This is a genomic window from Nocardia harenae NBRC 108248 (assembly GCF_001612885.1).
Classification (GTDB): Bacteria; Actinomycetota; Actinomycetes; order Mycobacteriales; family Mycobacteriaceae; genus Nocardia; species Nocardia harenae.
Genome location: NZ_BDBH01000004.1, coordinates 984,222 through 1,007,855, shown reverse-complemented (window position 1 = coordinate 1,007,855; position 23,634 = coordinate 984,222). Strand labels below are relative to the sequence as shown.

General features: G+C 72.0%; 27 protein-coding genes and 1 riboswitch. Of the genes, 18 read left to right on the top strand and 9 right to left on the bottom strand.

What is annotated here, in order from left to right; translation table 11 throughout:
* Window positions 1-2 precede the first annotated feature (2 nt).
* On the bottom strand, window positions 3-1,334 hold the full coding sequence (locus NH2_RS10755) for a hypothetical protein (RefSeq protein ID WP_067652026.1): 1,332 nt from the start codon (window positions 1,332-1,334) through the stop codon (window positions 3-5).
* 122 nt (window positions 1,335-1,456) lie between these two features.
* Here NH2_RS10755 and NH2_RS10750 point away from each other — a divergent pair, with 122 nt between their 5' ends.
* The 6 genes from NH2_RS10750 to NH2_RS10725 all read left to right on the top strand — a co-directional run bounded on the left by NH2_RS10750 (window position 1,457) and on the right by NH2_RS10725 (window position 6,147).
* A complete protein-coding gene (locus tag NH2_RS10750; RefSeq protein WP_067652023.1) occupies window positions 1,457-2,131 on the top strand; it encodes a glycosyltransferase family 2 protein in 675 nt (224 codons plus the stop codon).
* A complete protein-coding gene (locus NH2_RS10745) occupies window positions 2,128-2,796 on the top strand; it encodes a TIGR04282 family arsenosugar biosynthesis glycosyltransferase (RefSeq protein WP_067652020.1) in 669 nt (222 codons plus the stop codon). The genes NH2_RS10750 and NH2_RS10745 overlap by 4 nt, the downstream gene beginning before the upstream one ends.
* Window positions 2,793-3,428, top strand: a complete 636-nt coding sequence (locus NH2_RS10740) for a methyltransferase domain-containing protein (RefSeq protein WP_067652016.1) — start codon at window positions 2,793-2,795, stop codon at window positions 3,426-3,428. Before NH2_RS10745 ends, NH2_RS10740 begins: the two co-directional genes overlap by 4 nt.
* Before the next feature lie 131 nt (window positions 3,429-3,559).
* A complete protein-coding gene (locus NH2_RS10735) occupies window positions 3,560-4,660 on the top strand; it encodes a molybdopterin-dependent oxidoreductase (protein ID WP_067652013.1) in 1,101 nt (366 codons plus the stop codon).
* On the top strand, window positions 4,657-5,079 hold the full coding sequence (locus NH2_RS10730; RefSeq protein ID WP_157103681.1) for a hypothetical protein: 423 nt from the start codon (window positions 4,657-4,659) through the stop codon (window positions 5,077-5,079). Before NH2_RS10735 ends, NH2_RS10730 begins: the two co-directional genes overlap by 4 nt.
* Before the next feature lie 123 nt (window positions 5,080-5,202).
* Entirely contained in the window at window positions 5,203-6,147 is a 945-nt protein-coding gene (locus tag NH2_RS10725) for a dipeptidase (protein ID WP_067652006.1), read from the top strand.
* Between the two features lie 28 nt (window positions 6,148-6,175).
* Here the strand turns inward: NH2_RS10725 and NH2_RS10720 are convergent, their stop codons facing one another.
* On the bottom strand, window positions 6,176-6,811 hold the full coding sequence (locus NH2_RS10720) for a maleylpyruvate isomerase family mycothiol-dependent enzyme (protein WP_067652003.1): 636 nt from the start codon (window positions 6,809-6,811) through the stop codon (window positions 6,176-6,178).
* A gap of 110 nt (window positions 6,812-6,921) precedes the next feature.
* On the opposite strand from NH2_RS10720, the gene NH2_RS10715 reads away from it, so the two are divergent.
* From NH2_RS10715 to NH2_RS10680, 8 genes are all read left to right on the top strand, one after another.
* Window positions 6,922-7,332, top strand: a complete 411-nt coding sequence (locus NH2_RS10715) for a PPOX class F420-dependent oxidoreductase (RefSeq protein ID WP_067652000.1) — start codon at window positions 6,922-6,924, stop codon at window positions 7,330-7,332.
* A gap of 9 nt (window positions 7,333-7,341) precedes the next feature.
* Entirely contained in the window at window positions 7,342-7,794 is a 453-nt protein-coding gene (gene rnhA, locus NH2_RS10710; protein ID WP_067651997.1) for a ribonuclease HI, read from the top strand.
* 97 nt (window positions 7,795-7,891) lie between these two features.
* Entirely contained in the window at window positions 7,892-8,308 is a 417-nt protein-coding gene (locus NH2_RS10705; protein ID WP_067651994.1) for a hypothetical protein, read from the top strand.
* A 72-nt stretch (window positions 8,309-8,380) separates the two neighbouring features.
* Window positions 8,381-8,476, top strand: a riboswitch (TPP riboswitch).
* Complete coding sequence (locus tag NH2_RS10700) at window positions 8,469-9,173, top strand: TenA family protein (protein WP_067651992.1); 705 nt, start codon at window positions 8,469-8,471, stop codon at window positions 9,171-9,173. Its footprint overlaps the riboswitch before it by 8 nt.
* Window positions 9,170-10,189: an ABC transporter substrate-binding protein gene (locus NH2_RS10695; protein WP_067651987.1), complete on the top strand. Its 1,020-nt coding sequence runs from the start codon at window positions 9,170-9,172 to the stop codon at window positions 10,187-10,189. Before NH2_RS10700 ends, NH2_RS10695 begins: the two co-directional genes overlap by 4 nt.
* A complete protein-coding gene (locus tag NH2_RS10690) occupies window positions 10,167-10,955 on the top strand; it encodes an ABC transporter permease (RefSeq protein WP_067651984.1) in 789 nt (262 codons plus the stop codon). Before NH2_RS10695 ends, NH2_RS10690 begins: the two co-directional genes overlap by 23 nt.
* Window positions 10,948-11,709, top strand: coding sequence for an ABC transporter ATP-binding protein (locus NH2_RS10685; protein ID WP_067651980.1), 762 nt, complete (start codon window positions 10,948-10,950; stop codon window positions 11,707-11,709). Before NH2_RS10690 ends, NH2_RS10685 begins: the two co-directional genes overlap by 8 nt.
* A gap of 121 nt (window positions 11,710-11,830) precedes the next feature.
* Complete coding sequence (locus tag NH2_RS10680) at window positions 11,831-12,451, top strand: DUF6069 family protein (RefSeq protein ID WP_067651977.1); 621 nt, start codon at window positions 11,831-11,833, stop codon at window positions 12,449-12,451.
* Between the two features lie 195 nt (window positions 12,452-12,646).
* Here NH2_RS10680 and NH2_RS10675 read toward each other — a convergent pair whose 3' ends face one another.
* The 3 genes from NH2_RS10675 to NH2_RS10665 form a co-directional block, all read right to left on the bottom strand.
* Entirely contained in the window at window positions 12,647-13,051 is a 405-nt protein-coding gene (locus tag NH2_RS10675; protein ID WP_067651974.1) for an ATP-binding protein, read from the bottom strand.
* A 90-nt stretch (window positions 13,052-13,141) separates the two neighbouring features.
* Window positions 13,142-13,327, bottom strand: coding sequence for a hypothetical protein (locus tag NH2_RS10670; RefSeq protein WP_067651971.1), 186 nt, complete (start codon window positions 13,325-13,327; stop codon window positions 13,142-13,144).
* A gap of 2 nt (window positions 13,328-13,329) precedes the next feature.
* The gene (locus NH2_RS10665) at window positions 13,330-13,539 is read right to left on the bottom strand and encodes a hypothetical protein (protein WP_157103679.1); all 210 of its coding nucleotides are present in this window, start codon (window positions 13,537-13,539) and stop codon (window positions 13,330-13,332) included.
* A gap of 200 nt (window positions 13,540-13,739) precedes the next feature.
* Here NH2_RS10665 and NH2_RS10660 point away from each other — a divergent pair, with 200 nt between their 5' ends.
* Both NH2_RS10660 and NH2_RS28060 read left to right on the top strand, forming a co-directional pair.
* Window positions 13,740-14,621, top strand: coding sequence for a helix-turn-helix domain-containing protein (locus NH2_RS10660; RefSeq protein ID WP_067651965.1), 882 nt, complete (start codon window positions 13,740-13,742; stop codon window positions 14,619-14,621).
* On the top strand, window positions 14,618-14,824 hold the full coding sequence (locus NH2_RS28060) for a DUF397 domain-containing protein (protein ID WP_084505390.1): 207 nt from the start codon (window positions 14,618-14,620) through the stop codon (window positions 14,822-14,824). Before NH2_RS10660 ends, NH2_RS28060 begins: the two co-directional genes overlap by 4 nt.
* A 313-nt stretch (window positions 14,825-15,137) precedes the next feature.
* Here NH2_RS28060 and NH2_RS10655 read toward each other — a convergent pair whose 3' ends face one another.
* Window positions 15,138-15,806, bottom strand: coding sequence for a TetR/AcrR family transcriptional regulator (locus tag NH2_RS10655; RefSeq protein WP_067651962.1), 669 nt, complete (start codon window positions 15,804-15,806; stop codon window positions 15,138-15,140).
* A gap of 142 nt (window positions 15,807-15,948) precedes the next feature.
* Here NH2_RS10655 and NH2_RS10650 point away from each other — a divergent pair, with 142 nt between their 5' ends.
* Window positions 15,949-17,793: an ABC transporter ATP-binding protein gene (locus tag NH2_RS10650; protein WP_084505389.1), complete on the top strand. Its 1,845-nt coding sequence runs from the start codon at window positions 15,949-15,951 to the stop codon at window positions 17,791-17,793.
* On the top strand, window positions 17,790-19,535 hold the full coding sequence (locus NH2_RS10645; RefSeq protein WP_067651959.1) for an ABC transporter ATP-binding protein: 1,746 nt from the start codon (window positions 17,790-17,792) through the stop codon (window positions 19,533-19,535). Before NH2_RS10650 ends, NH2_RS10645 begins: the two co-directional genes overlap by 4 nt.
* A gap of 52 nt (window positions 19,536-19,587) precedes the next feature.
* Here NH2_RS10645 and NH2_RS10640 read toward each other — a convergent pair whose 3' ends face one another.
* The 3 genes from NH2_RS10640 to NH2_RS10630 are packed head-to-tail and all read right to left on the bottom strand — an operon-like array spanning window position 19,588 to window position 23,496.
* The gene (locus tag NH2_RS10640) at window positions 19,588-21,177 is read right to left on the bottom strand and encodes an NAD(P)/FAD-dependent oxidoreductase (protein ID WP_067651957.1); all 1,590 of its coding nucleotides are present in this window, start codon (window positions 21,175-21,177) and stop codon (window positions 19,588-19,590) included.
* A gap of 57 nt (window positions 21,178-21,234) precedes the next feature.
* The gene (locus NH2_RS10635) at window positions 21,235-22,467 is read right to left on the bottom strand and encodes a cytochrome P450 family protein (RefSeq protein WP_067651955.1); all 1,233 of its coding nucleotides are present in this window, start codon (window positions 22,465-22,467) and stop codon (window positions 21,235-21,237) included.
* A 15-nt stretch (window positions 22,468-22,482) separates the two neighbouring features.
* On the bottom strand, window positions 22,483-23,496 hold the full coding sequence (locus NH2_RS10630; RefSeq protein ID WP_084505388.1) for a methyltransferase: 1,014 nt from the start codon (window positions 23,494-23,496) through the stop codon (window positions 22,483-22,485).
* Between the last annotated feature and the right edge of the window lie 138 nt (window positions 23,497-23,634).

Below are 23,634 nucleotides of genomic sequence, written 5' to 3'. Positions count from 1 at the left end.
CCTCACCAATTCGTCAGGATCAGGTGGACCAGCAGCAGCGTGCCCACCGCCTGCACGGTAAGCCAGATCCGGTCCGCGCGGCGCGGCAGGAAGGCGGTTCCGGCCAGTAACCAGAGATCGAACGGCAGCCAGATCCGCTCCGTCTCGGCCTTGCTCAGCCCGCTGATGTTCGCGGCGAGCAGCGCGCACAGCCCGGCCACCACCAGGAGCGCCGCCGGATCCAGGGCCCGCAGCCGCCCGAAGACCCGGGGCAGCGCCGCCACCGCGGCCAGCCCCACCGCGCACACCGTCGCCGCGAGATTGCCCCACCACCAGTAGCTGATCGGCCGGGTGGTGGCGATGCCCTGGTAGTAGCGCTCGACCACCAGGTGGTAGCCGTCGAGCCACCAGAACCCGGCCGCGGCGAAGGCCGCCACCACCGCGAGCGCCCCGGCCAGCGCGGGCAGCAGCGGCCGCGCCGTGCGCCCGGCGAGCAGCACCGCCACGGCCGGAATCCCCATCAGGATCAGGCCGTAGTTGAGGTTGATCGCCACCCCGAACAGCACCCCGGCGGCCAGCCCGACCGGAGCGCGCCCCGGCCGGGTCGCGACGGCGAGCAGCGCCACCGCCCACGCCGCCACCGCGGCGAAGACGGCGTCCGCCGAGACCGCGATCCACAGGGCGGCCGGGGCCAGCGCCAGGTAGGGCAGCGCCGCGCGGGCCCGGTCGCGTTCCCCGAGCGCGTCGAAGGCCACCGCCACCGCGGGCACGGCGGTGCAGCCGATCAGCACGCAGGCCCACGCCGCCCAGGTGGCGCCGCCGAGCCCGGCCCGGTCGAGCAGCACGAAGAAGAGCAGCGCGCCCGGCGGGTGCCCGGAGACGTGCGTGGTCCAGGAATCCGGCTGGAAATCCAGGATGCGGTCGGCGAAGCCCCGCAGCATGCCCCCGATATCGGTGACGCCGGGCACCTCGTGCAGGTACTCGTTCGGGTCGGCGAAGTGCTCGGTGAACCCGCGCTCCCAGCCGTCGACCAGCGCCAGCAGCAGCGCCCAGCCCAGTGCCACGACGTAGCTCGAGGTCAGCAGCCGCGGCCAGGAGAGCCTGGCCGCCAGCGCGGGACCCGAGGTGATCACCGCGGCGGCGAGCGCGACGGCCGGGATCGTGCCCCAGCCCACGTGCGGGAGGAAGCTGCCGAAGATGGGCGCGGCGGCCGCGTAGAGCGAGAGCCGCCACTCTTCGCCTGCGATCCGCGGGACCGCGAACGCTGCCGCGACGAGGGCAAGCGCGGCACCGGCGGCGAGCAGCTCGGCGCGGGCGACGCGGCGTTCCCGCGGGGTCTCGATGAGGTCGGGCACAGCGCCGACCCTAGGTGCGGCGCCGCCGGGGCGCGGCGGGTTCGCGGTGCCCGGGACCGCGCCGTCAGACTTCGGTAAGCATTTCGGGCGGTGTTTTCGCTGGTTCGGGGCATAACGTCGCCATGGTGACCAACACAGTGGGCGACCGGCGCGGCGTGACCGTCGTGATCCCGTGCCGCGACGAAGCCGAAGCGTTGCCGAAAGTCCTCGCCGCCGTCCCCGGCGGCTACCGCATCCTGGTCGTCGACAACGGCTCGGCCGACGACACCGCCGAGCTGGCCCGCGCCGCGGGCGCCAGGGTGATCCCCGAACCCATCCCCGGCTACGGCGCCGCCGTGCAGGCGGGCATCGCCGCCGCCGAGACCGAGCTGGTCGCCGTGCTCGACGGCGACGGCTCGATGGACCCCGGCGAGCTCCCCGCGCTCGTCGGCGCGGTGCTCTCCGGCGCCGACCTCGCCGTCGGGCGCCGCAGGCCGGTGCGCGGCGGCAGCTGGCCCTGGCACGCCCGGCTCGGCAATCGGGTGATCGCCGCCCGGCTGCGCCGCCGCTACGGGCTGCCGGTGCACGATATCGGCGCCGTCCGGGTGGCCCGCCGCGACGCCCTGCTCGCGCTCGGCCCGCTGCACCCGCGCTTCGGCTACCCGCTCGAGCTGCTGGTGCGCGCCGCGGAGGCCGGCTGGCTGGTCGTCGAGCAGGACATCAGCTACCGGCCACGCGCCGGCGGCGCCTCGAAGGTCTCCGGCTCCGTGCGCGGCTCGCTGCGCGCCACCCGCGACTTCTGGGCGGTGCTGACATGAGCTGTCCGGCCACGCTGCTCGTCATCGCCAAGGCGCCGGTCGCGGGGCTCGCCAAGACCAGGCTCAGCCCGCCGCTCACCCCGCGCGAAGCCGCCGACCTGGCCGCCGCCGCCCTGCTCGACACGCTGGACGCGGTGCTCGCCGCCGAGGTCGCGCACCGCGTCGTCGCCTGCACCGGCGATCTCGCCGCCGCCGAGCGCGGCCCCGAGGTGCGCGCGCTGCTCGCCCGCTTCGAGGTGGTGCCGCAGCGCGGCGGCAGCTTCGGCGAGCGGCTGGCCCGCGCGCACGCCGACGCCGCCCGCGCCGGGCTCCCGGTCCTGCAGATCGGCATGGACACCCCGCAGCTCACCCCCGGCGAACTCACCGCCGCCGCCACCGAGCTCGCGGGCACCGGCGACGCGGTGCTCGGCCCCGCCACCGACGGCGGCTGGTGGGCGCTCGGCCTGCCGGACCCGCGACCGGCCCGGGCGCTGACCGCGGTCCCGATGTCGACCCCGCGCACCGGCGAACTCACCCGGGAGGCCATGCGCCGCTGCGGATTACACGTGCGCACCCTGGCCACGCACTCCGACGTCGACCACTTCGACGACGCGATGCGCGTGGCCGCGCACGCGGGCGGCCGCTTCGCCGACACCGTGCACCGGCTCTCCCCGGCGGTCCGATGACCGAGACCTTCGATCGGGCACTGGCGGGCCGCACCTGCTGGGTCCGCGCCGCGGACGGCACCAGGGACCCGGTCCCCGCCCAGCGCTGGCTCGGCGCCGCGGAGGACGCCGATGCCGTCTTCACCGCGGGCTGCGACGGGCCGACCATCGACCTCGGCTGCGGCCCGGGGCGGCTGGTCGCCGCGCTGCTGCGCCGCGGGATCGTCGCGCTCGGCGTCGACATCTCCCCGCTCGCCGTCGCGCTGACCAGGGCCCGCGGCGCCCCCGCGCTGCGCAGGGACGTGCTCGGCCCGCTCCCCGGCGCCGGACGCTGGGCCTACGCGCTGCTGGCCGACGGCAATATCGGCATCGGCGCCGACCCGCACCGGCTGCTCACCCGCACCCGCGCCCTGCTCGGCGCGGGCGGCGTCGCGGTGGTCGAGTTCGACCCGCCGGGCACCGGCATCGTGCGCCGCATGCAGCGGGTGGAGACCGACGACGTGGCCGGGCCGTGGTTCCCGTGGACCCGGGTCGGCATCGAGCACGCCGCGCGGCTCGCCGCCGCCACCGGTTTCCGGGTGCGTGCCACCGCGGAGGTGCGCGGGCGGCACATCGCGTGGCTCGACCGCGCCGAGCGGGAGATCTCGGCATGAGTGACACTTCAGCGAGCGGATCGGCCCTGGACCCGGAGCAGCGTGACGGTCCCGGCACGCCCGCGTCCGGCGGCGGGCCGGCCGCACCGCCCGCCGCCGATGCGGACGGTCCCGGAGCGCCCGCGTCCGGGATGGCCGAAGCGGCGCCGAGCCCGGCGCGCGGGCCCGAGATCGCCGCGCGCGCAGGCATCCCGCTCGGCATCGCGATCCTGGTGTGCTTCGTGACCGGGCTGCTCAGCCACTGGATCCAGCACCCGCCCGCGTGGTTCTGGTGGCCCGCGCACCCGGTGTGGCTGTACCGGTTCACCCAGGGGCTGCACGTGATCACCGGGATCGCGGCCATCCCCCTGCTGCTGGTCAAGCTGTGGGCGGTGTACCCGCGGCTGTTCCGGCGGCCCCGGTTCTCCCCGCTGGAGCTCCTCGAGCGCGGGTCGATCGCGCTGCTGGTCGGTTCGGTGATCTTCCAGCTGGCGACCGGGCTGGTGAATATCGCCCAGTACTACCCGTGGAAGTTCTTCTTCCCGGTCGCCCACCACGCCATGGCCTACGTCGCGGTCGGTGCGCTCGCGGTGCACCTGGCGGTCAAACTGCCGGTGATCAGGGACGCGCTGTCCCGCCCGGTCGAGTCGCCGCCGAGCAGCGGGATCTCGCGCCGCGCGGTGCTGAACGCGGGCTGGGTGGCGGCGGCGGTGGCCGGGCTCGCCGTGGCCGGGCAGACGGTGCCGTTCCTGCGGTGGCTCGCCGTGCTCGCGCCGCGCAGCGGCGAGGGGCCGCAGGGGGTGCCGGTCAACCGCACCGCGCTCGCCGCCGGCGTCACCGACCGGGCCCGCGACCCCGGCTACCGGCTGATCGTCGCCGCCGGGGAGCGGCAGCGCGCCTTCACTCGCGCCGAGCTGGCCGCGCTGCCGCAGACCACCGCGCGGCTGCCGATCGCCTGCGTGGAGGGCTGGTCGGCCGCGGCCGAGTGGTCCGGCGTGCGGCTGCGCGACCTGCTCGCCGCCGTAAACTACCGCGACGGCGACGTGCGCTTCGAATCGCTGGAGCAGGCGGGGATCTACCGCACCTCGGTGCTCCCCGCCGAGCACGTCACCGCCGCGGAGACCCTGGTCGCGCTCACCATCAACGGCGAGACGCTCGATATCGATCACGGCTACCCGTGCCGGCTCATCGCGCCCAGCAGACCCGGCGTGCTGCAGACCAAATGGCTGGGCAGGATCGAGGTCTCCGCATGATCACCGCGGTGCGCGCCGCGCTCCTCGCCGCCGGGATCTGGCTCGGCTGGTACGGCATCGCCGCCCTGCTCGAGCTGGCCCGCCCCGACCTGATCTCGGTCGCGCTCTGGTTCGCCGCCGGAATCCTCGTGCACGACGCCGTTTTCGCGCCGCTCTGCGCGGCGGCCGGGGTCGGTGCGCGGCGGGTGCTGCCCGCGGCGTGGTGGGCGCCGGTCGCCTGCGGCGCGGTCTGCACCGTCACGCTGGTGCTGGTGGCGCTGCCCGTGCTCCGGCGCGGCGGTGCTATTCCGGACAACCCGTCGTCGCTCGACCGCGACTATCCGCTCGGGCTCGGCATCGCGCTGGCGGTGGTCTGGGCGCTGGTGCTGACGGCGCTACTGCTGCGCCGAGCCCGGAAGCCCGCCGGGGTCGATCGGTAGAAACCCGCTGCCCGGCGGAGATCACGCTCTGACCGGGCCGACCAGGTCACCAGCCCCCGCTTCCGCGGCCATCGATGCCGGGGGTCCCGGCATCCGGCTGCCGCCGCGCGCGAGAATCGGTCCATGAGCCTGCTCTGGGATCAGCACGCGTGTCTTCCCCTGAACAGCACAGCCCCGGTCGAGCCCGTCACCCGGTTCGCCCACTCCGGCTCCACGTTCGTCTCGATCAACGCGGGCTACTCACCCCACTCCTTCGCCGACGCCACCCGCCTGCTGCACCACTACCGCAGGGCCGTCGCCGCGCACCCGGGGCTGTCTCTCGCCGAGAAAGCCGAGCAGATCCCCGGCACCCCGCCGGGCACGATCACCATCGCCTTCGACCTCGAGGACGCGGCACCCCTCGACGGCGACCTCGGCAACCTGTCCCGGCTCGCCGCCCTCGGCGTGCGCACCCTTGCCCCCACCTACAACCACGCCAATATCGCGGGCGGCGGCTGCCTCGACACCGACAACCCCGGCCTCACCCGCTGGGGCCGCGACCTGATCGCCGGGATGAACGCGGCGGGCGTCGTCCCCGACGGCTCCCACTGCAGCGCGCGAACCGGGCTCGACATGTGCGATATCTCCACCCGCCCGGTCGTCTACAGCCATTCGTGTCTGCGCTCGGTCTGGGACCACCCTCGCAATATCACCGACGACCAAGCGCGGGCCTGCGCGGAGACCGGCGGCGTCGTCGGCATCACCGGCGTCGGCATCTTCCTCGGCCCCAACACCCCCACCCTCGAGGCCATGACCCGCCACCTCGAATACGCCGTCGAGCTCGTCGGCATCGACCACGTCGGGGTGAGCACCGACCACTCCTTCGACGCCGCGGATTTCCTGGCCGAGATCGCCCGCAACCCGCACCTCTTCGACGACTCCTACACCCGCTGGGGCCCCCTCACCTGGATGCCGCCGGAAACCTTCCTGACCCTCGGCGACCACCTCACCCGGCGCGGGTGGGCACCCGCCGAGATCGAAGCCGTGCTCAGCGCCAACTTCCTGCGAGTCGCCCGGGAGACCTGGTGACGGCGCCGGTCTACCAGCGGCAGGTGAATTACCGCTGCGGGCTCGGTGCACCCAGCGCGGCCACGGCGGGCCCGGTGAGCTCCGCGCGGTAGGCGCCGCGGCCCGCCATCGCCATGACGAGGGCGAGCGTCGGCCCGGTGACCAGCGGACCCGCCCCCGCCGCGAACGGCCCGTCGGTGGCCTCCAGCCGCAACCCCGCCACCGCGTCCTTGCTGTTCACCGCGAAATTGCGGGAGGCGAAGAAGCGCGCGACCTGGGTGCAGGCCTCGAGCCCCGGCCGGGCGGGCAGCCCGAGCGGCTGCCGGATGTCCTGTGCGTGCACGACGACCTCGCCCAGCCAGGCCGCGGTGTGGCCGCTGGCCGCGGTGGTGCTGTCGACCACCGCCAGGAACCGGGCCAGGGTCTCGGCGGGATCGGCGCCCCGATACTGGGCGATGCGCCGCGCATTGTGCTTCGCGGCGTCGAACCGGGCGCCGGCCATACTGCGGACCCAGCGCACCGGACCGGTGTCGGCGGCGGCGGTGAGGTGCGCGACCACCTCCTCGACGGTCCACTCCGAGCACAGCGACGGTGCCGCCCACTGCTCCGCACTCAGCTCGGCGAGGTCGTCGGCGAGTGCGCGCCGCTCGGTGTGGATCATGGCCCAGAGGGCGGGGTCAGCCATGGTGCGCTCCTGTCGTCGGGATTCCCGAAGCTAGGACGGCCCCCGCCGCGGGAATTCATCGCCGCGCCGCTTCCGTGCGACGCCGCGGCGGGCTCGGATAATCCGAAACCATGACCTTCACGGACGCCGAACTCGCCTACCTCAGCTCCCAGCCGCTCGCCCGCCTCGCCACCCGCGCCGCCGCCGGGCAACCCGACGTCGTCCCGGTCGCCTTCGAGTTCGACGGCACCGCGTTCTGGGTCGGCGGCGGCGCGACCTTCCCCGCGACGCGCAAGGCGCGCAATGTCGCCGCGGGCAATGCCGAGGTGGCCCTGGTCGTCGACGACCTCGTCTCGCTGGACCCGTTCATCGCCCGCGGCATGCGGGTCTACGGCCGCGCCGAGCCGCCGGTCGAGCGAACGGGCATGGTGGGGCCCGGCTACTACCTGCGCATCACGCCGGTCGAGTCCTGGAGCTGGAACCTCGCCGGAGAACCGGTCGGCGAGGAGTGGTACGGCACCCGGCACGCCAGGCACCAGTAGTCTCACCGCGTGGAAGTCGAGATCTACACCGACGGCGCCTGCGCCCCGAACCCGGGCCCCGGCGGCTGGGGCGCGGTCCTGCGCTACGGCGCGCACGAGCGCGAGCTCTACGGCAGCGATCCCGGCCCCACCACCAACAACCGGATGGAGCTCATGGCGCCGATCCGGGCGCTGGAGGCGCTGACCAGGCGCTCGACCGTTCGCGTCTACACCGACAGCACCTACGTCCGCAACGGCATCCTGTCCTGGATCCCGAAGTGGAAGGCGAACGGCTGGCTGACCCAGAAGCGGGAGCCGGTGAAGAACGCCGACCTGTGGCAGCGGCTCTCCGAGGCCTGCGCGGGCCACGATGTCGCGTGGGAGTGGGTGAAGGGCCATGCCGGGCACCCGGAGAACGAGCGCGCCGACAAGCTCGCCGTGCGCGGCGCCAGGGAGGCGGCCGGCGAAACGGCCGCACCGTAACCGATCCGCACCCTTCCGGGACGGACGGCGGCGGCCATCTCGAGGGACAATACGAACGTGAGTGTCATGATCAGCCCGCAGCTCGACCCCTAGCGGCATGTCGGACGACGAAGAGCCCGACACCGGCAGACGCGGCATGCGCGACCAGCTGCGCCGCAGGCTCGACGGCATCAAACCCGCGCGCGACGACGACGGCTCCTCGAACGTCGTCCGGCTCCCGCGCCGCCCCCGGCGGGTGCCGGAGGAGCCCGGCGGCCAGCACCCCAGGCCGTGGCGCCAGGAGAACAGCCGCCCCGGCGACCCGCCCCCCACCCGCCCGGTCACCCGCTCCGAACTCCAGGCCGAGACCGGAGCCTGGTCGCCCGCGCCGCCCGCCGCCGAGCCGGGAGAGGGAGAGCGCGACGCGCAGATCGTCGAGTTCGGCGCCCGCAGGCGCAGGCGCCCGAACGCGCCGCGCATGGCCCGGCCGCGCCGCATCGAGAAGCGGGACGACGACCTGCCCCCGGCGGAGTAGGCGGGCCGCCGGGGACAGCGGGCCGCGGAAGCGGGCTCCCACCGGGGCATCGTCCGCTGCTATGGTCGAAATCGTTACGACACGGGGTGCTCCGCGCCGGCGGGGCTGAGATGAGACCCGAGAACCTGTTCAGGTAATGCTGACGAAGGGATGTCCTGGTTTGCGCGCGCAACCCGCCGAATCCGCACGCTTCACCGACCACCTGTGGGATCGGACGAAAGAACTGCGCGGCGCCATCGATGAGCTGGAGTTCCTGCGCCGCCTCGGCGACGGCACGCTGCCGCTCGAGGTCTTCCGCACCTACGTGGAGCAGGATTCGCTCTACCTCGCGGGCTACGCCAAGACGCTCTCCCTGCTGGCGGCGAAATCGCCGGATCCGGAGACCGCGCGATTCTGGGCGAACTCCGCCGGGACGGCGGTGGCGGTGGAGACCGCGCTGCACCGGGAGTTGCTCGCCGACGGCCGGATCCCGGAGCGGGCGGAGGAGCCCGAGCACTCGACGGCCTGCCTGGCGTACCTCTCCTACCTGACCGCCACCGCCGCCACCGAGTCCTACGCCGTGGGCGCGGCGGCGGCGCTGCCGTGCTTCTGGATCTACGCCGAGGTGGGCCGCGGGCTGGCCGCGACGGCATCGGAGGTGCTCGCCGCCGACCCCGGACACCCCTACGCGCAGTGGGTTTCCACCTACGGCGCACCGGAGTTCCAGGAATCCGCCGGCACGGCCCGCGCGCTGGTCGACGCGGCGGCCGCGACCGCGGGCCCCGCCGACCTGGCGGCCATGGAGACGGCCTTCGTCATCGCCACCCGCTACGAACTGATGTTCTGGGACACCGCCCTGCACCCGCAGCCCTGGCCCGCCGGATGAGCGGCCGCCTGCGCCGCGCCCTCGCACGCGCGATCGCCGCCGTGGCGGTGCTCTCCGCGCTCACCGCCTGCTCGAGCGGCGACCGGGGGCAGACCATCCGCTTCGCGCTGGACTGGACGCCGAACACCAACCACACCGGCCTCTTCGTCGCGCTGCAGCGCGGCTGGTTCGCCGACGCCGGCCTCGACGTCGAGGTGCTGCCCTACAACAACACCGCCGTCGGCACGGTCGTCGACGCGGGCAACGCCGAATTCGGCATCAGCACCCAGTGGCAGTCGACCTTCGCGCGGACCTCCGGCGCGCACACCGTCTCGGTCCTCGCGCCGCTGCGGCACTGGGCGACCGGGATCGGGGTGCGGGGCGACCGCACCGACATCACCCGCCCGCGCGACCTCGACGGCAAGACCTACGCCGGTTTCGGCGAGCCCGGCGAGGTGGAGGCGCTGCAGCAGGTGATCCGCAACGACGGCGGCACCGGCGATTTCACCGCGGTCACCCTCGGCACCTCGGCCTACGAGGCGGTCTACTCCGGGCAGGCCGACTTCACCGTGTCGTATCTGGGCTGGGAGGGGATCGAGGCCGAGCACCGCGGCACCCCCATGCGGTACCTCCGCTACACCGACTACGGCTTCCCCGACACCTACGCCATCGTGATCGACGCCAACCAGGACTGGCTGACGGCGAACCCGGAGCGCGCGGCGACCTTCGTCCAAGCCCTGCAGCGCGGATACCAGCTCGCCGCCGACGACCCGGATGCCGCCGCGCGTGACGTCATCGCCGCCAACCCCGGCGCCTTCACCGACGAGAACCTGGTCTTCGAGAGCCAGCGCATGCTCGCGAACCAGTACATGAAGGCCGCCGACGGCCGGGTCGGCGCGCAGGCACTCGACCAGTGGGCAGCCGGCTCCGGCTTCCTCTACCGGAAGGGGCTGCTCGCGGGCCCCGATGGGGGGCCGCTGCCGGAAGAGCCCGACTGGTCGCGGTACTTCACCAATGAATACCTCACCCCCGCTTGACATCTCGCGGGGATCGGGGGTCCGGCGGCTACTGCCCGCGGTTGTGACGGTCGCGCTGCTGATCGCGCTCTGGCAGGGCTACGTCGAGGTCAGCGGGATTCGCCCGCAGCTGCTCCCGTCCCCGCTGCGGGTCGCGCAGCAGGGCTGGGGGCACCGTGCCGAGATCGCCGGGCACGCGGCCGCCACGCTCCAGGTGACCCTGACCGGCTTCGCGGTCTCGCTGACCCTGGCCTGGGCACTCGCCGTGCTGGTGGATTTCTCGCCGTGGCTGCGCCGGGCCTTCGTCCCGCTCTTCGTCGCCTCGCAGACCCTGCCGATCATCGCGATCGCGCCGCTCATGGTGATCTGGTTCGGTTTCGGGCTGCTGCCGAAGGTGCTGGTGGTCGCGCTGGTCACCTTCTTTCCCATGGCGATCGGGCTGATCGAGGGGTTCGCGGCGGCCGATCGGGACGCCGGTGCGCTGCTGCGGAGTATGGGCGCCTCGCGCGGTCAGGTCTTCCGCTATGTGCGGCTGCCGTCGGCGCTGCCCCGGTTCTTCACCGCGCTGCGGATCGGGATCACCTACGCGGTGGTCGGCGCGGTCTTCGCCGAGTACGTCGGCGCGCGCGAGGGGCTCGGCATCTACATGAGCCTGCAGAAGAACTCGTTCCGCACCGACCTGGTACTGGCCGCGGTCCTGGTCACCGCCGTGCTCAGCATCGCGCTCTACCTGCTCACCTTCGCGGTGCAGCGGGTCGTCGCCCCGTGGGCGAGTGATCGTGGCTGACTCCGGCGGCGTGCTGGTCGTCGACGCGCTCACCAAGTCCTTCCCGCTGCTGGACGGCCGCGCGCGCCGTGCCGTGCTGGCCGGGGTGTCGTTCACCGCGCGGCACGGCGAGTTCGTCTCGGTCATCGGCCCCAGCGGGTGCGGCAAGAGCACGGTGTTCAGCATGCTCGCCGGGCTGGACACCCCGGATTCCGGCTCGATCGACTTCGGCAGGGACGCCGCCGGTCCGCACTGCGCCTACATGCCGCAGCGGGACCTGCTGTTCCCGTGGCGCACCGTCCTCGACAACACCACCCTCGGGCTGCTGGTGCGCGGCGTGCCGAGGGCGGAGGCCAGGCGCCGGGCCCGCGAGCTGTTCCCGATCTTCGGGCTCTCCGGCTTCGAGGACGCCCGTCCCGCCCAGCTCTCCGGCGGGATGCGGCAGCGGGCGGCGCTGCTGCGCACGGTGGTCCAGGATCGCGATCTGCTGCTGCTGGACGAGCCCTTCGGCGCGCTCGACTCACTGACCCGCACGGACATGCAGGCCTGGCTGCAGGAGGTCTGGCAGCGGTACCGGTGGACGGTGCTGATGATCACCCACGACATCCGGGAGGCGCTCTACCTGTCGGACCGCGTCGTGGTGCTCTCGGCGCGCCCGGCCACCGTGCTGCGCGAGGTCCGCGTCGAGCTCCCGCGCCCGCGGGACCTGTCGATACTGGCCGCTCCCGAATTCGTCGCGCTGGAGAAGGAACTGCTCGGCGTCCTGCACGGCTAGCGCCGACCGGACTTCGGGATCGCCACCGCATCCGGCTCGCGGGCGGATCGGATGTGCCAGCCGGGTGGACATGCCGCCGATTCGGGTGGGTCGTTTCGCCCGGAGCGGGTACTTTCGGGCTATGACGGATCCGTCGTACAACTACGGTCGGCAAGACCCGCAGCGCCGCGAGTACCCGCGCACCCAGGCCTACCCCGCGCAGCAGCAGGGGTATGCCGGGCAGCAGGGGTACGGCGGGCAGCCCGGGTACGAATACGAGTCGGACGATTACCGCGGAGCCGAGCGGCCCCAGCAGCAGCAGCGGCGAGAGCCGAAGATCAACCTCGGCCGCCTGTGGGCGGGCGCCGTCGGCACCGCCGCGGTGGTCGCGCTGGTGATCGTGGTGCTGATCATGCTCATCCGCGGCATCCTCGGCATCGCGGTGCTCTCGCCCGAGGGCGCCGGCGCCTATGGCACGGTCTCGACCACCTCGTACGCCATTGCGGGAGCGGCCGCCGCGATCGCCGCGGCCGGGCTGCTGAACCTGCTGCTGGCGCTCATGCCGAGCCCGATGCAGTTCTACTACTGGATCACCGGGCTGCTCACCGCGCTCGCGACGCTGGTGCCGTTCACCCTGGTGGCGAACTGGGACGCCAAGATCGCGACGGCCGCCATCAACCTGATCGCGGGGCTGTGCATCATGTCGCTGCTCGGCGGGGTCGGGGCCAGCGCCGTCATCCGGCGGCCTCAGCAGCAGTACTGATGCCGCGGCGCAGCCACCTGTGCATGCCCGCGCAGGCGGGAGTAGTGCCGGGGGGAAGTTCGGTGGTCGTCATGGCCGGACCCTCAGTCGGAGAAGATCTCGCGGTTTATCGACATCCGTCAATGGGGTCGATACCGCCAGGGCGACGTGATGTATGTCGAGTTAGGTCGCCCGCAGTGTGGCCGCGGCGTTCGCTCAGGTGGCGAGCAGGGGCGCGGCGAGTTCGACGACGGTGCCGGTGTCACCGACGGTGATGCGGGATTCGGGCACGAGGGCGCCGATGAGTGCCAGCCCGCGGCCCCGATTCGTGGCGCCTGCCGCGGGTGTCTTCCACGTCCCGTGATCGGTGACGGTCACCCGGACCATGTCCCGCTGCACCCGCGCCTCGAGCAGAATCGGACGCCGATCCTCGTGGTGCCCGTGTTCGACGGCGTTGGTGCACGCCTCGATGGTGGCGAGCAGCAGGTCGTAGGCGTGGCGGGGGTCGGTGAGGACGCCGGCCAGCCACTCGCGCAGCCGGGTGCGGACCCCGGCCAGCTCTTCGGCCGCGGCCGGGAATTCCTGCCGCAGGGCAACGGGGGTATCGCCGGTAGCGCTCATCGCCTGACCTTCCGGACCTCACCGCGGGTGTGCGGGGGTCCTACCCGACCGTAGTCGGTCCACACCCGCCCGGGTGCCGCTTCCGGCGCGTCACGGCTCCCAGAGAGATGCGCAGGGGAGCGCGGGCAGTGCGTCGGTCACGTGGTCGTCCACGGTGATCTCGGCATCCGGGGCCCAGGCCCGCAGGGTGCTCTCGAGGTGTTCCGCCGCGGTGTCGCTGACCCGGTAGTCGAAGGTCGGACCGGATGCGAAGGCGATCCGTATGTGCCTGTCCACGGTTATTCCCAGTCGTACCCGGCGGCGGGTTCGGAGAGGAAGGCGAGTGCCGCGATTTCCGGTAGGCAGTGGTGGCCGGGGGAGTGCTGGTGCCAGCGGAGGATGAGCTCGGCGGATTGCGGGGTCAGGTGGTCGGGGTCGAAGCCGCAATCCAGCCATCGCTCGTCCACCGTCACCATGCCGTGCCCCCTGCCCATCGCCGGTCGCTTCAACGCCAGTAGACAACGGCTGAGGGCCGGTGGGATGCTGCAATGGCACGCCCAGCGACATGCGCCCAAAGTCCCAGAAGATGTTCCAGTGCTTACGATTTCGCGTCCCGGCAACCGGTGGGCCACCGTTCCCGCCGCGCCGGACCGCGCCAACCATTCATCCGCGCCCAGCCGGCCCAATCATCAGGAAGAAGCCGCCCACCATGCCCAGTCCGAAGAAGCCGCTGACGACGATCCCGCGCCGCCAGCTCGGCCGTCACCTGCGGGACATGCGCCTCGAATCGGGGATGTCGATTGCCAACGCCGCCAGGCTGATCGAGCGGGGGACGGGCACGCTGCAACGCCTGGAGAAGGGCGAGGCGGGCCGAATCCGGCTGCTCGACATCCGTGCCCTGTGCGAGGTGTACGAGACCACCGAAAAACTGGACGGGCTCTTGGAGCTGGCGAAGGTCGCGGCCTCGAACGAAGGCGAGGGGCTGTGGTGGGACGAGTTCAGCGCCGCGATCCGCAAGGATTTCGAGCTGTACGTCAGCTTGGAGGCGGCGGCGACCAAGCTGTCGGTGTACCGGCCCGACATCATCATGGGGCTGTTCCAGACGCCCACCTACGCGAGGGCCCTGAACGAGCGGCTGCACCCGGAGCTCTCCGAGGCGCAGCTCGATCAATTGATGAGCATCAGGCTCAACCGGCAGCGGATCATTACTCGACGGCGCACTCCCGTCCAGGTGGAACTCGTGCTCGACGAGCTGGTGCTGCGACGCTTGGTGCACAGCCCGCGGGCGATGAACCAGCAGCTTTTCGCCCTCGCCGATCTGCCCGTGAACGTAACCATCAGGCTGCTGCCGTTTACTGCCGGCTACCCCCTCGGCGCTGCGCCGGGCCCCTTCATCATCCTGGACTTCGATCGAGCTACAGGCGAGAAGCCGACGGTCTTCATCGAGAGTTTCCGTGGGAACATGTACTACGACAAGCCGGCGGCGATCGAGCAGTACCGCGAGGCGTTCGACGGTCTCGTCGCCGCCAGCTTATCGGCAGCAGACAGCAAGCAGGCGCTCCGGCGCATAGCAAGGGAGTACGAGCAGTGACAGCGGACCTATCCAACGCGAAGTGGTTCAAGTCGAGTCGCAGCAGCGGCGGCAACGAGTGCGTCGAGGTCGCGCACCTGGACAACGGTCACGTGGGCGTCCGGGACTCCAAGAACGCGCCAGGTCCTGCGCTGGTCTTCACCCCCGGTGAGTGGGACGCCTTTACCGCGGGCGTCCGCGGTGGGGAATTCGATCGGTCCTGAACCGGCACCTGCCGAAGCAATTCCTCGAACGATTTCCGCGGTAGCCGAACCATCGTGAACTACCTCGGATCGATCCGAAATCCCGTGCATGACGGGCTTTCCTGGTGATGTGTGATGCGGGGGCGCGGTTCGGTGGCTGGGATGTGCACGGCGACGAACTCGCCGCCGCGGGCAGCCTCCTGGTGCTCGACGGGTTGCGCGTCTACGTCGAGGAAGCCCACCCGCTGCTCAACATGACGACCGACAGCGACCACGCGGGCGTTACGCATGGAGAAGGCGACCGCTGGTCGCAGTGGACCGGGTACCGGAAGACTCAGCCTCGGGCAGAGCCGAGGTGCGCGAGCAGTCCGTCGATGATCGCGCGCACGGCCGCGGTCGAATCGTAGCGCTCCACCAGCGCTGTCCACTGCCCCAGCAGGGGGACGACCGAGGGAAAGTCGTCCGCGAGGTCCGGTGCGGCGGATTCGGTCCAGTGCCCGGGTGCGCCGGCGCTGCGTTCCGCCGCGGCCTTCCGCGCGCTCAGCTCGCCGAGGGTGAAGCGCCACAGCACCGCGTACATCGTCACCGCCTCCGCGTCGGTGGCTCCGAGCGTGGTCGCGCAGCTGATGAATTCGTCGATGATCCACATCGCGGCGCGGCCGTAGGACTCGCCGGTGATCAGGAGGTCGACCACCCAGGGGAGCTGATGCAGGGTGTCGATGAGGTAGCCGACGATGGCGGCCAGCCGCTCCCTCGGGTCGGCCGGGAGCTCGGGCCGGGGCAGCGTGGCCGCGCGCGCGTCGAGCACGGCGAAGAACAGCGCGTTCTTGGTGGGGAAGTGGTGGTAGATCGCCGCGGTGCTGACCCCGAGGTGACCGGCGAGCCGCCGCATGCTGAAGCCGGCGGCGCCGTCGGCGGCGAGCATCCGGTCGGTGGCGGCGACGACCGTCTCGCGGTCGAGGGCGACCGGTCGGCCGCGGCGGCGGGGCTCGGTATTCGGCACGGCGCTCCATTCTCCGCGTCGACGGTCTCGGCAGCGCCGCCCGGGTGTCCGCACAATAAAAAAACGTGTTAGAAAAACCTGTGCTAGTATCCCGCCAGCATCTAATGACAATCATTTTCACTGATTCAGCAGGGGCGCGACAATGAGTGACACCGCGACATCGCTCCAGGTGAGCGAGGTGCAACCGGCACCGCCGGAGGTCGAGGCAGAGCCGGGGGTGACACCCGGCAGCGCGCTGTTCCGGGTCACCGAGCCGGTGCGCGGCCGGCTCGGCGCGTCGCTCGCGGTCGCCGCCGTCGGCGGGACGGCGGGTGTGGCCGGGTTCGTCGGGCTGGCGCTGGCGCTGGGCGAGCTCTTCGAGGCCGAGACCGACACCGGCACCGTGGTGGCCTTCTTGGTGCTCGCCGCCACCGGTTTCCTCGGCCGCTTCGCGCTGCGCGCGTGGTCCTTCCTGCTCTCGCACCTGGCGTCCTTCGATCTCGAGCAGCGGCTGCGCGGTGATCTCGCGGCGCACCTGGGGCGGGTGCCGCTCGGCGAGGCGCAGCGGCTCGGCTCGGGGGCGGTGAAGAAGGTCGTCCAGGACGATGTGCGCGGCCTGCACATGGCGGTGGCCGACGCGGTGCCGCTGGCCGGTTTCACCGTGGCGCAGCCGATCGCGGCGCTGGTGGCGCTCGGTTTCGTGGACTGGCGGCTGCTGCTCGCGGTGGCACTGTTCCTGCCGGTGGTCTTCATCGGCATGCAGCTGACGCTGCGGGACTACGTCGAGACCAGGCGCCGCTACGACGAGGCCAACGAGGCCATCAACGCGGCGACGGTCGAGTTCGTGCAGGGCATGCCGGTGGTGCGGACCTTCGACGACGGCACCGTCTCGTTCCGCCGCTTCGTCGACCGGGTCAAGCAGTTCAACGTCGCGACCACGAACTGGCAGAACAACAACCGCAGCGCGATGATCTTCGCCAACCTGACGGTGGCGCCGCTGCCCACCATCGTGATCGTGACCGCCGTCGGCATCTGGCTCACCTCGAACGGCTCCATGTCGCCCGCGACGCTGGTCGCGGCGATCCTGATCGGTACCCTCCCGGTGGAGTCGGTGGTGCCGCTGATGAACCTCTCCAACCTGATCAACGACTCGAAGGCGGGCGCGGCGCGGATCGTCGAGCTGCTCGACATCAGGGCGCTGCCGGAACCGGAGCAGCCGAAGGTGCCTGCCGACGGGACGGTCGAGTTCCGCGGCGTCCGGTTCGGGTACGCCGGCGCGGACCGGGACGCGCTGGACGGCGTCGACCTGCGCATTGCGAGCGGGACGGTGTGCGCGCTGGTCGGCCCCTCCGGCTCCGGGAAATCCACGGTGGCCCGGTTGATCCCGCGGTTCTGGGACGTGGATGCCGGGCAGGTGCTGGTCGGCGGGGTCGATGTCCGCGAGGTCGGCTCCGACGAGCTGTTGAAGCACATGGCGATGGTCTTCCAGGATCCGTTCCTGCTCTCCGACACCGTGGCCGAGAACATCCGGCTGGCCCGCCCCGCGGCCACCGACGAGGAGGTCGAGGCCGCCGCCAGGGCGGCGCAGGCGCACGATTTCATCGTCGGGGAGTTGCCGCAGGGCTACGCCACTCCGGTCGGCGAGCGCGGTGCGCGGCTCTCCGGCGGGCAGCGGCAGCGGATCACCATCGCCAGGGCACTGCTCGCGGATGCGCCGATCGTGATCCTGGACGAGGCCACCTCGTTCGCCGACCCGGAGAACGAGGCCGCCATCCAGGACGCCATCGCCGCGCTGACCCGCGGCCGGACCGTGCTGGTGATCGCGCACCGGCTCTCGACGATCGTCGACGCCGACCAGATCGTGGTGCTGGAGTCCGGCCGGGTCGCCGAGACCGGAACGCACCCCGAGCTGGTCGCGGCGGGCGGGCGCTACGCCCGGCTCTGGGAACACCATCAGCGCGCCAGGGGCTGGGGCCTCGGCACGACCGGGAAGGCCACCGACCGATGAGCAGAATCCTGCGGCTCATGCTGCTCGCCGCCGGTGACTACCGCGCCGAGTTCCGCCGCACCCTGTGGTTCGCGCTGCTCGGCTCGGTCATGCAGGCGGCGGCCTACGCCACCCTGATCCCGATCCTGTACGAGCTGAGCCGCCCGGAGGTCGACACCGGCGCCGCCTGGACCTGGTTCGCCATCCTGGTGGCCTGCTGGGTGCTCCAGGCCGGGTTCCACTACGGCCAGCTGCGATTCGAGTTCGGCCGGTGGGCCGATGTGCTCGCGAGCACCAGGATGCGGCTCGGCGACAAGCTGCGCACCATGCCGCAGGCCGACCTCGAGCGCAGGGCCGCGGGCGACCTCACCACCGTGATGGGCAGCAATGCCGCCAACGCGACCATGGGCACCTCCGGGATGGCGCTGCTGTTCATCCAGATGGTGACCGTCCCGGTGATCATCGCCGCGGTCATCCTCGCGGTCGACTGGCGGCTCGGGCTGGTGCTGCTGATCGCGCTGCCCTTCGCGGTGCTCTTCGTCCGGCGGATCCAGCAGATCACCGGGGCGGGCGCGCGCCGCACCGACGCGGCCGACGCCGCGGCGGCGAGCCGGGTGGTCGAGTACGTGCAGGGGCTGCCGGTGCTGCGCGCCACCGGGCAGATCGGCACCTCGTCGCGGCGCCTGGTGGAGACGCTGGAGGAGCAGAACGAGGCCATGTCGGCCATGCAGAAGCGGCTGACCTGGCCCGGCCTGCTGGCCGCGAGCGTGGTCCAGCTGTGCCTGGTGGGCATGGTCGCGCTCGGCGCTGCGCTGGTGCTCGATGCGGACATGTCGGCGGCGCTGCTGATCGCCGTGGTCGCCGCGGCGGTGCGCTTCGCCGAGCCGATGGCGCAGATGGCGAATCTCTCCGCGATCTTCGAGGTCATCGACTCGGCGCTGGAGCGGGTCGGCGAGGTGCTCGCCGCTCCCGCGCTCCCGGTGGCGACCACCGATGCCAGGATCACCGGCTACGACCTGGAATTCGAGGACGTGCACTTCGGCTACGACGCCGAGGCCCCGGTGCTGCGCGGGGTCTCCTTCACCGCGCCCGCGCGCTCGCTGACCGCGCTGGTCGGCCCGTCCGGGTCCGGCAAGACCACGGTCACCAAGTTGCTCACCCGGTACGCCGACCCCGGGTCCGGCAGCGTCCGGATCGGCGGGCTGGAGCTGCGCGACCTGGACCCGGTGGAGATCTACCGCAATATCGCGGTGGTCTTCCAGGACGTGTACCTGTTCGACGACACCATCCGCGCCAATATCGCGATGGCCGCGCCGGACGCCACCCAGGAGCAGATCGAGGCCGCGGCGCGCGCGGCCAATGTGCACACCTTCGTGCAGCGGCTGCCGCACGGCTACGACACCAGGGTCGGCGAGATCGGCGGCGCGCTCTCCGGCGGTGAGCGCCAGCGCATCTCGATCGCCCGCGCGATCCTGAAGGACGCGCCGATCGTGCTGCTGGACGAGCCGACTGCGGCGCTGGACACCGAGAGCGAGGTCTACGTCCAGGAGGCGATCGACGCGCTGGTCGCGGCGAAGACCGTGGTCGTGATCGCGCACCGGCTCTCCACCGTGGTGGCGGCGGATCAGATCCTCGTCCTCGAGGAGGGCCGGGTCGCCGAGCGCGGCACGCACGAGGAGTTGCTGGCGCAGGAGGGGCGCTACAGCGCCATGTGGGCCGCGCAGATCAGGGCGCGGCACTGGAAGGTGAGCGCCTCGGCATAGCCGTCGCACAGCCCCCCGGCGCCGAATGAAGCCGGGGGGCTGTGGGCACGGATCAGGCGAAAGCCTCGCTGATCCAGCGCGGCGCGCCACTGCGCGTCCACTGCATGAACCGCATCGCGTGGTCCTGGCTGATGTCGACGTACTTGAATTCCGGGTTGCCGTGCGGCAGGTAGTCGGGGAAGAACTGGTCCCGGTTGATCCGCGCGATGATGGCGTCCGCGGCATCGGCCGGCTTCAGCTCCCCGCGATCCACCGCCTCGCAGGTCTCGCGCGCGAAGGTCAGCAGCTCCCGCACGGTCACCGCCAGCGCCGAGTCGGCCCGCTCCAGCGTGCGGAAGACCTCGTCGTCCTGGGTGGAGAAGTACCGGGAGAGCGAGTGCTCGAGGGCGGCGTCGTTGTAGAAGCTGTAGGTGTGCCACACCCGGATCACCGCGTCCCACAGCGCGTAGTCGCGGAAGCCGACGTAGGACGTGTACGCCAGGTCGTCGTGCGCGTCGAACATGCGCTGCTGCAGCGTGTCCAGCCCGGCGAAGGCGGCCGCCGACCAGTCGCCGGTGCGCTTGGCCGCCATGATCCGCCAGGCCAGGGCGTTCACGGTCTGGAAGGAGTTCGCCAGGCCGCGGGAGAACAGCGCGTCGATCGCGCCCGCGGACTGCGCGGTCAGGCAGAAGCGGTCGCCGACGGTCCCGGTGGCCGAGTACTGCAACCGGCCGGTGCTGACCCACGGCCGGACCGCGGTGGCCTCGCGGAACTGCCTGCCGATGGCGGGGAAGCGCTCCAGGAAAGCGCGGAACTCCTGCTCCGGGTCGGGGCGGTCGTCGAAGACCGCGTCCCCGGTGAGGGTGAGCCCGACGCTGCACAGCGGATTCAGCGAGCTGTCGTTGTTGTCGAACGGGATCACCCAGAGCCAGCCGCCGTCGAAGACGTGGTGCAGGGTGCCGTTGTGCCACGGCGTCGGCGGGTTGTAGTCGACCGGCGCGACATCGTCGAAGGGTTCGACGCCGATCATGTGGGTGAACAGCGAACGGGAGTGCGTGCGTGCGCGGGTCGGCTGCTCGCGCAGCCCGAACCGCTCGGCCAGCACCGAGCGGAAACCGGTGGCGTCCACCAGGTACTCGGCGGTGAAAGTCTCGCCGCCCGCCGAGCGGAGCACCGCCCCGCGCTCCGGGTCGACCTCGATGTCGGCGATCCTGGTGCCCATCCTGGCGGTGGCGCCGTAGCGCACGGCGAGGTGGTAGACGTAGGAGTCGATGTCCTGGCGGAACCAGTGCGATTCGGCCCTGCGGTAGCCGGAGGCGAGCACCACCTGGTTGGCGCGCCGCGGGTCGTAGGGCTGGTCGTCCTCGTGGTAGACGAAGCCGAAGTTCTGCTTCTGCCCGCAGGTCTTGGTCACCTTCTCTGCCGTGTCCTGGAAGGTGGTGAGCGCGGCGAGTTCGGGAACGCCGTAGCGCTCGGCCAGCACCCGCATGGTGGTGGTCGCGTGCGGGATGGTCGATTCGCCGACCACGAAGCGCGGGTGCACGCCCGCATCGATGAGCAGGACCGACAGGTCCTGGCGGGCCAGGATCGCCGCCAGCGTGCTGCCCGCGATCCCGGCGCCGAGAATGGCGACGTCGTACCGGGGTGCGTCCGGAATGGTCATGGTGGAACTCCTCGTGCTGGTGGGGCCGGTTGCCCCTGGTCCTCGGAAAGCGCGCGGTCAGGGACGGACGGGTAGCGTGCGCAGGCCGCGCAGCCCCATGCCGGGGCGCCAGCGCGGCTCGGCGCGGTCGTCGGCGGTGCGCAGCCGGGGCCAGCGCTCGAGCAGGGTGGTCAGCGCGATGGCGACCTCCGCGCGGGCCAGCGCGGCCCCCATGCAGTTGTGCAGGCCGTGGCTGAACCCCAGGTGCGGCCGGGGCGCGCGATGGATGTCGAAGCGGTGCGGGTCCGGCACGTGCGCCGGGTCGCGGTTGGCGGCGGCGGTGCAGACCAGCACCCGGTCGCCGCGCTCGATCCGGTGCCCGCCGAGTTCCAGCGGGGCGAGCGCGAGCCGCATCGTCGCCGACTCCACCGGGCCCCAGTAGCGCATGGTCTCCTCCACGACCGCGCCCGCGAGTTCGGGGTCGGCGCGCAGCGCCGCCCACTGCTCCGGATGGGTGAGCAGCGCCAGCACGGCGCAGGCGATCAGGTTGGCCGAGGTCTCGAAACCCGCGGCCACCAGCAGGCCGATCATGGATCGCAGCTCGTCGTCGGAGAGCGTGTCCTTCTCGGCGGCCGGGTGCACCAGCCTGCTGACCAGGTCGTCGCCGGGGACGGCGCGCTTGAGCACGACGAGATCGCGGGTGTAGGCGTCGAGCTGATCGCGCAGCGCGGGGTCGGGGCCGGAGAGCGGGGTGGAGGCGGTCGCGGCCCGGACCGCGAGGTCGTGCAGCCCCGCGTGCCACGCCTCCGGGAAGCCGAGGATCTCGCCGAGCACGGTCAGCGACAGCGGGTAGGCGAAGGCGTGCAGCAGGTCCACGGTGCCGTCACCGGAGCGGGCCGTTCGCTCGGCGGCGTCGAGCAGCCGCCCGGCGTGCCGGAGCACCGCGGGCCGCATGGCGGTGACCGAGCGGGGAGTGAACGCCTGCTGCGCGGCCCTGCGCAGCCGGGTGTGCTCCGGCGGATCGGAGAGCAGCATGCTGTTCGGCGGCTCCACCAGCCCGGACCGCGCCCGCGCCGCCAGCTGCGCGGGGGAGAGCAGGGCGCGGGGATTGTTCGCCAGCCGGCTCTCCCGCAGCGCCGCCGCGGCCGCCGGGTAGCCGGTGACCAGCCAGAATCCGCGGGCCGGCTGCTCGGGGAGTTCGGCGAAGACGACCGGTGACCTGGCCCGCAGCTCGTCGTAGACATCGTGGGCGCGCTCGTGGAAATCCGCGGCCATCAGGTCGACCACGATCGGGCGGGACTTGTGCAGCATGGGTCGTGCTCCCGTTCAGACCGGCATGGCCTCGATCAGCGAATACGAGGTCGGGAATACCGTCGGGTGCACCGCGATGACCGCGAAACCGGCTTCGCGACAGAGAGTTTCGTACTCGTCGCGGGTACGCTCCTGGCCGCCCATATTGACGAGCATGCTGATGTCGGTGAGGTAGGGGGCCGGGTCCGCGGTGTCGATCACCTCGGGCAGCACCGACTCCACGATGAGCAGCCTGCCGTCGGCGGGCACGGCCTTGCGGCAGTTCGCCAGGATGGTGCCGCAGCGCTCGTCGTCCCAGTCGTGCAGGATGTTCTTGAGTACGTACAGATCGGCGCCGTCGGGCACCGCGGCGAAGAAGTCGCCCGCCTCGATCCGGCAGCGATCGGCGGCGCCCGCCGCGGTCAGCGTCGTCTCGGCCTCGGCGACCCCGCTCGGTGAGTCGAAGACGATGCCCTGCACCGAGCGCGCGCCTTTGAGGATCTGGGCGAGCAGGGTGCCGTCGCCGCCGCCGATATCGAGGACGGTCCGGTGCCTGGTGAAGTCGTAGCTCACCGGAACCAGCTGTGCGATCGGCAGGCTCACCTGCCGCATGGTCGCGTTGAACCGCTCGGAGAGCTCCGGCTGGGTGGCGAGGAAGCCGAAGAAGTCGGTGCCGTAGAGCCCCTCGAAGGTCGGCTCCCCGGTGCGCACCGCCTGCTCGGTCAGCTTCCAGGAATCCAGCAGCGCCGGATCGGTGAAGAGCAGTACCGCTGCCGCCTGGGAGTCGGGCACGTCGGTGCGCAGCGGCCGGCCCGCTTCGCCGAGCCGGAAGGTCCCCGGTGCGGTCTCGACCAGGATGCCGAGGGCCGCCAGCGCCCGGAGCAACCGCGCCAGCGCGCCGGGATGAGTCCCGGTGCGGGCGGCCAGTTCTCGGTAGCCGAGTTCGTCGTCGCCCAGTTGATCAGCGAGCCCGAGGCGGGCGGCGGTGCCGACGACCTGGGAACAGATCGTTCCGAACATCATGTTCATGAGCCGTTGATGAGCTGCCATGCCTCGTTCCTGAACTGCGTCGAAGGTGTTCGCCACCTGCACTTTTCGGGCGACCGCAGAAAAGTGATCGCTTGACCTCCACGGTGACCCCCCGTAGATTGTAGCACTAGTGAAAATGATTTTCGTTTGTAAATGGGG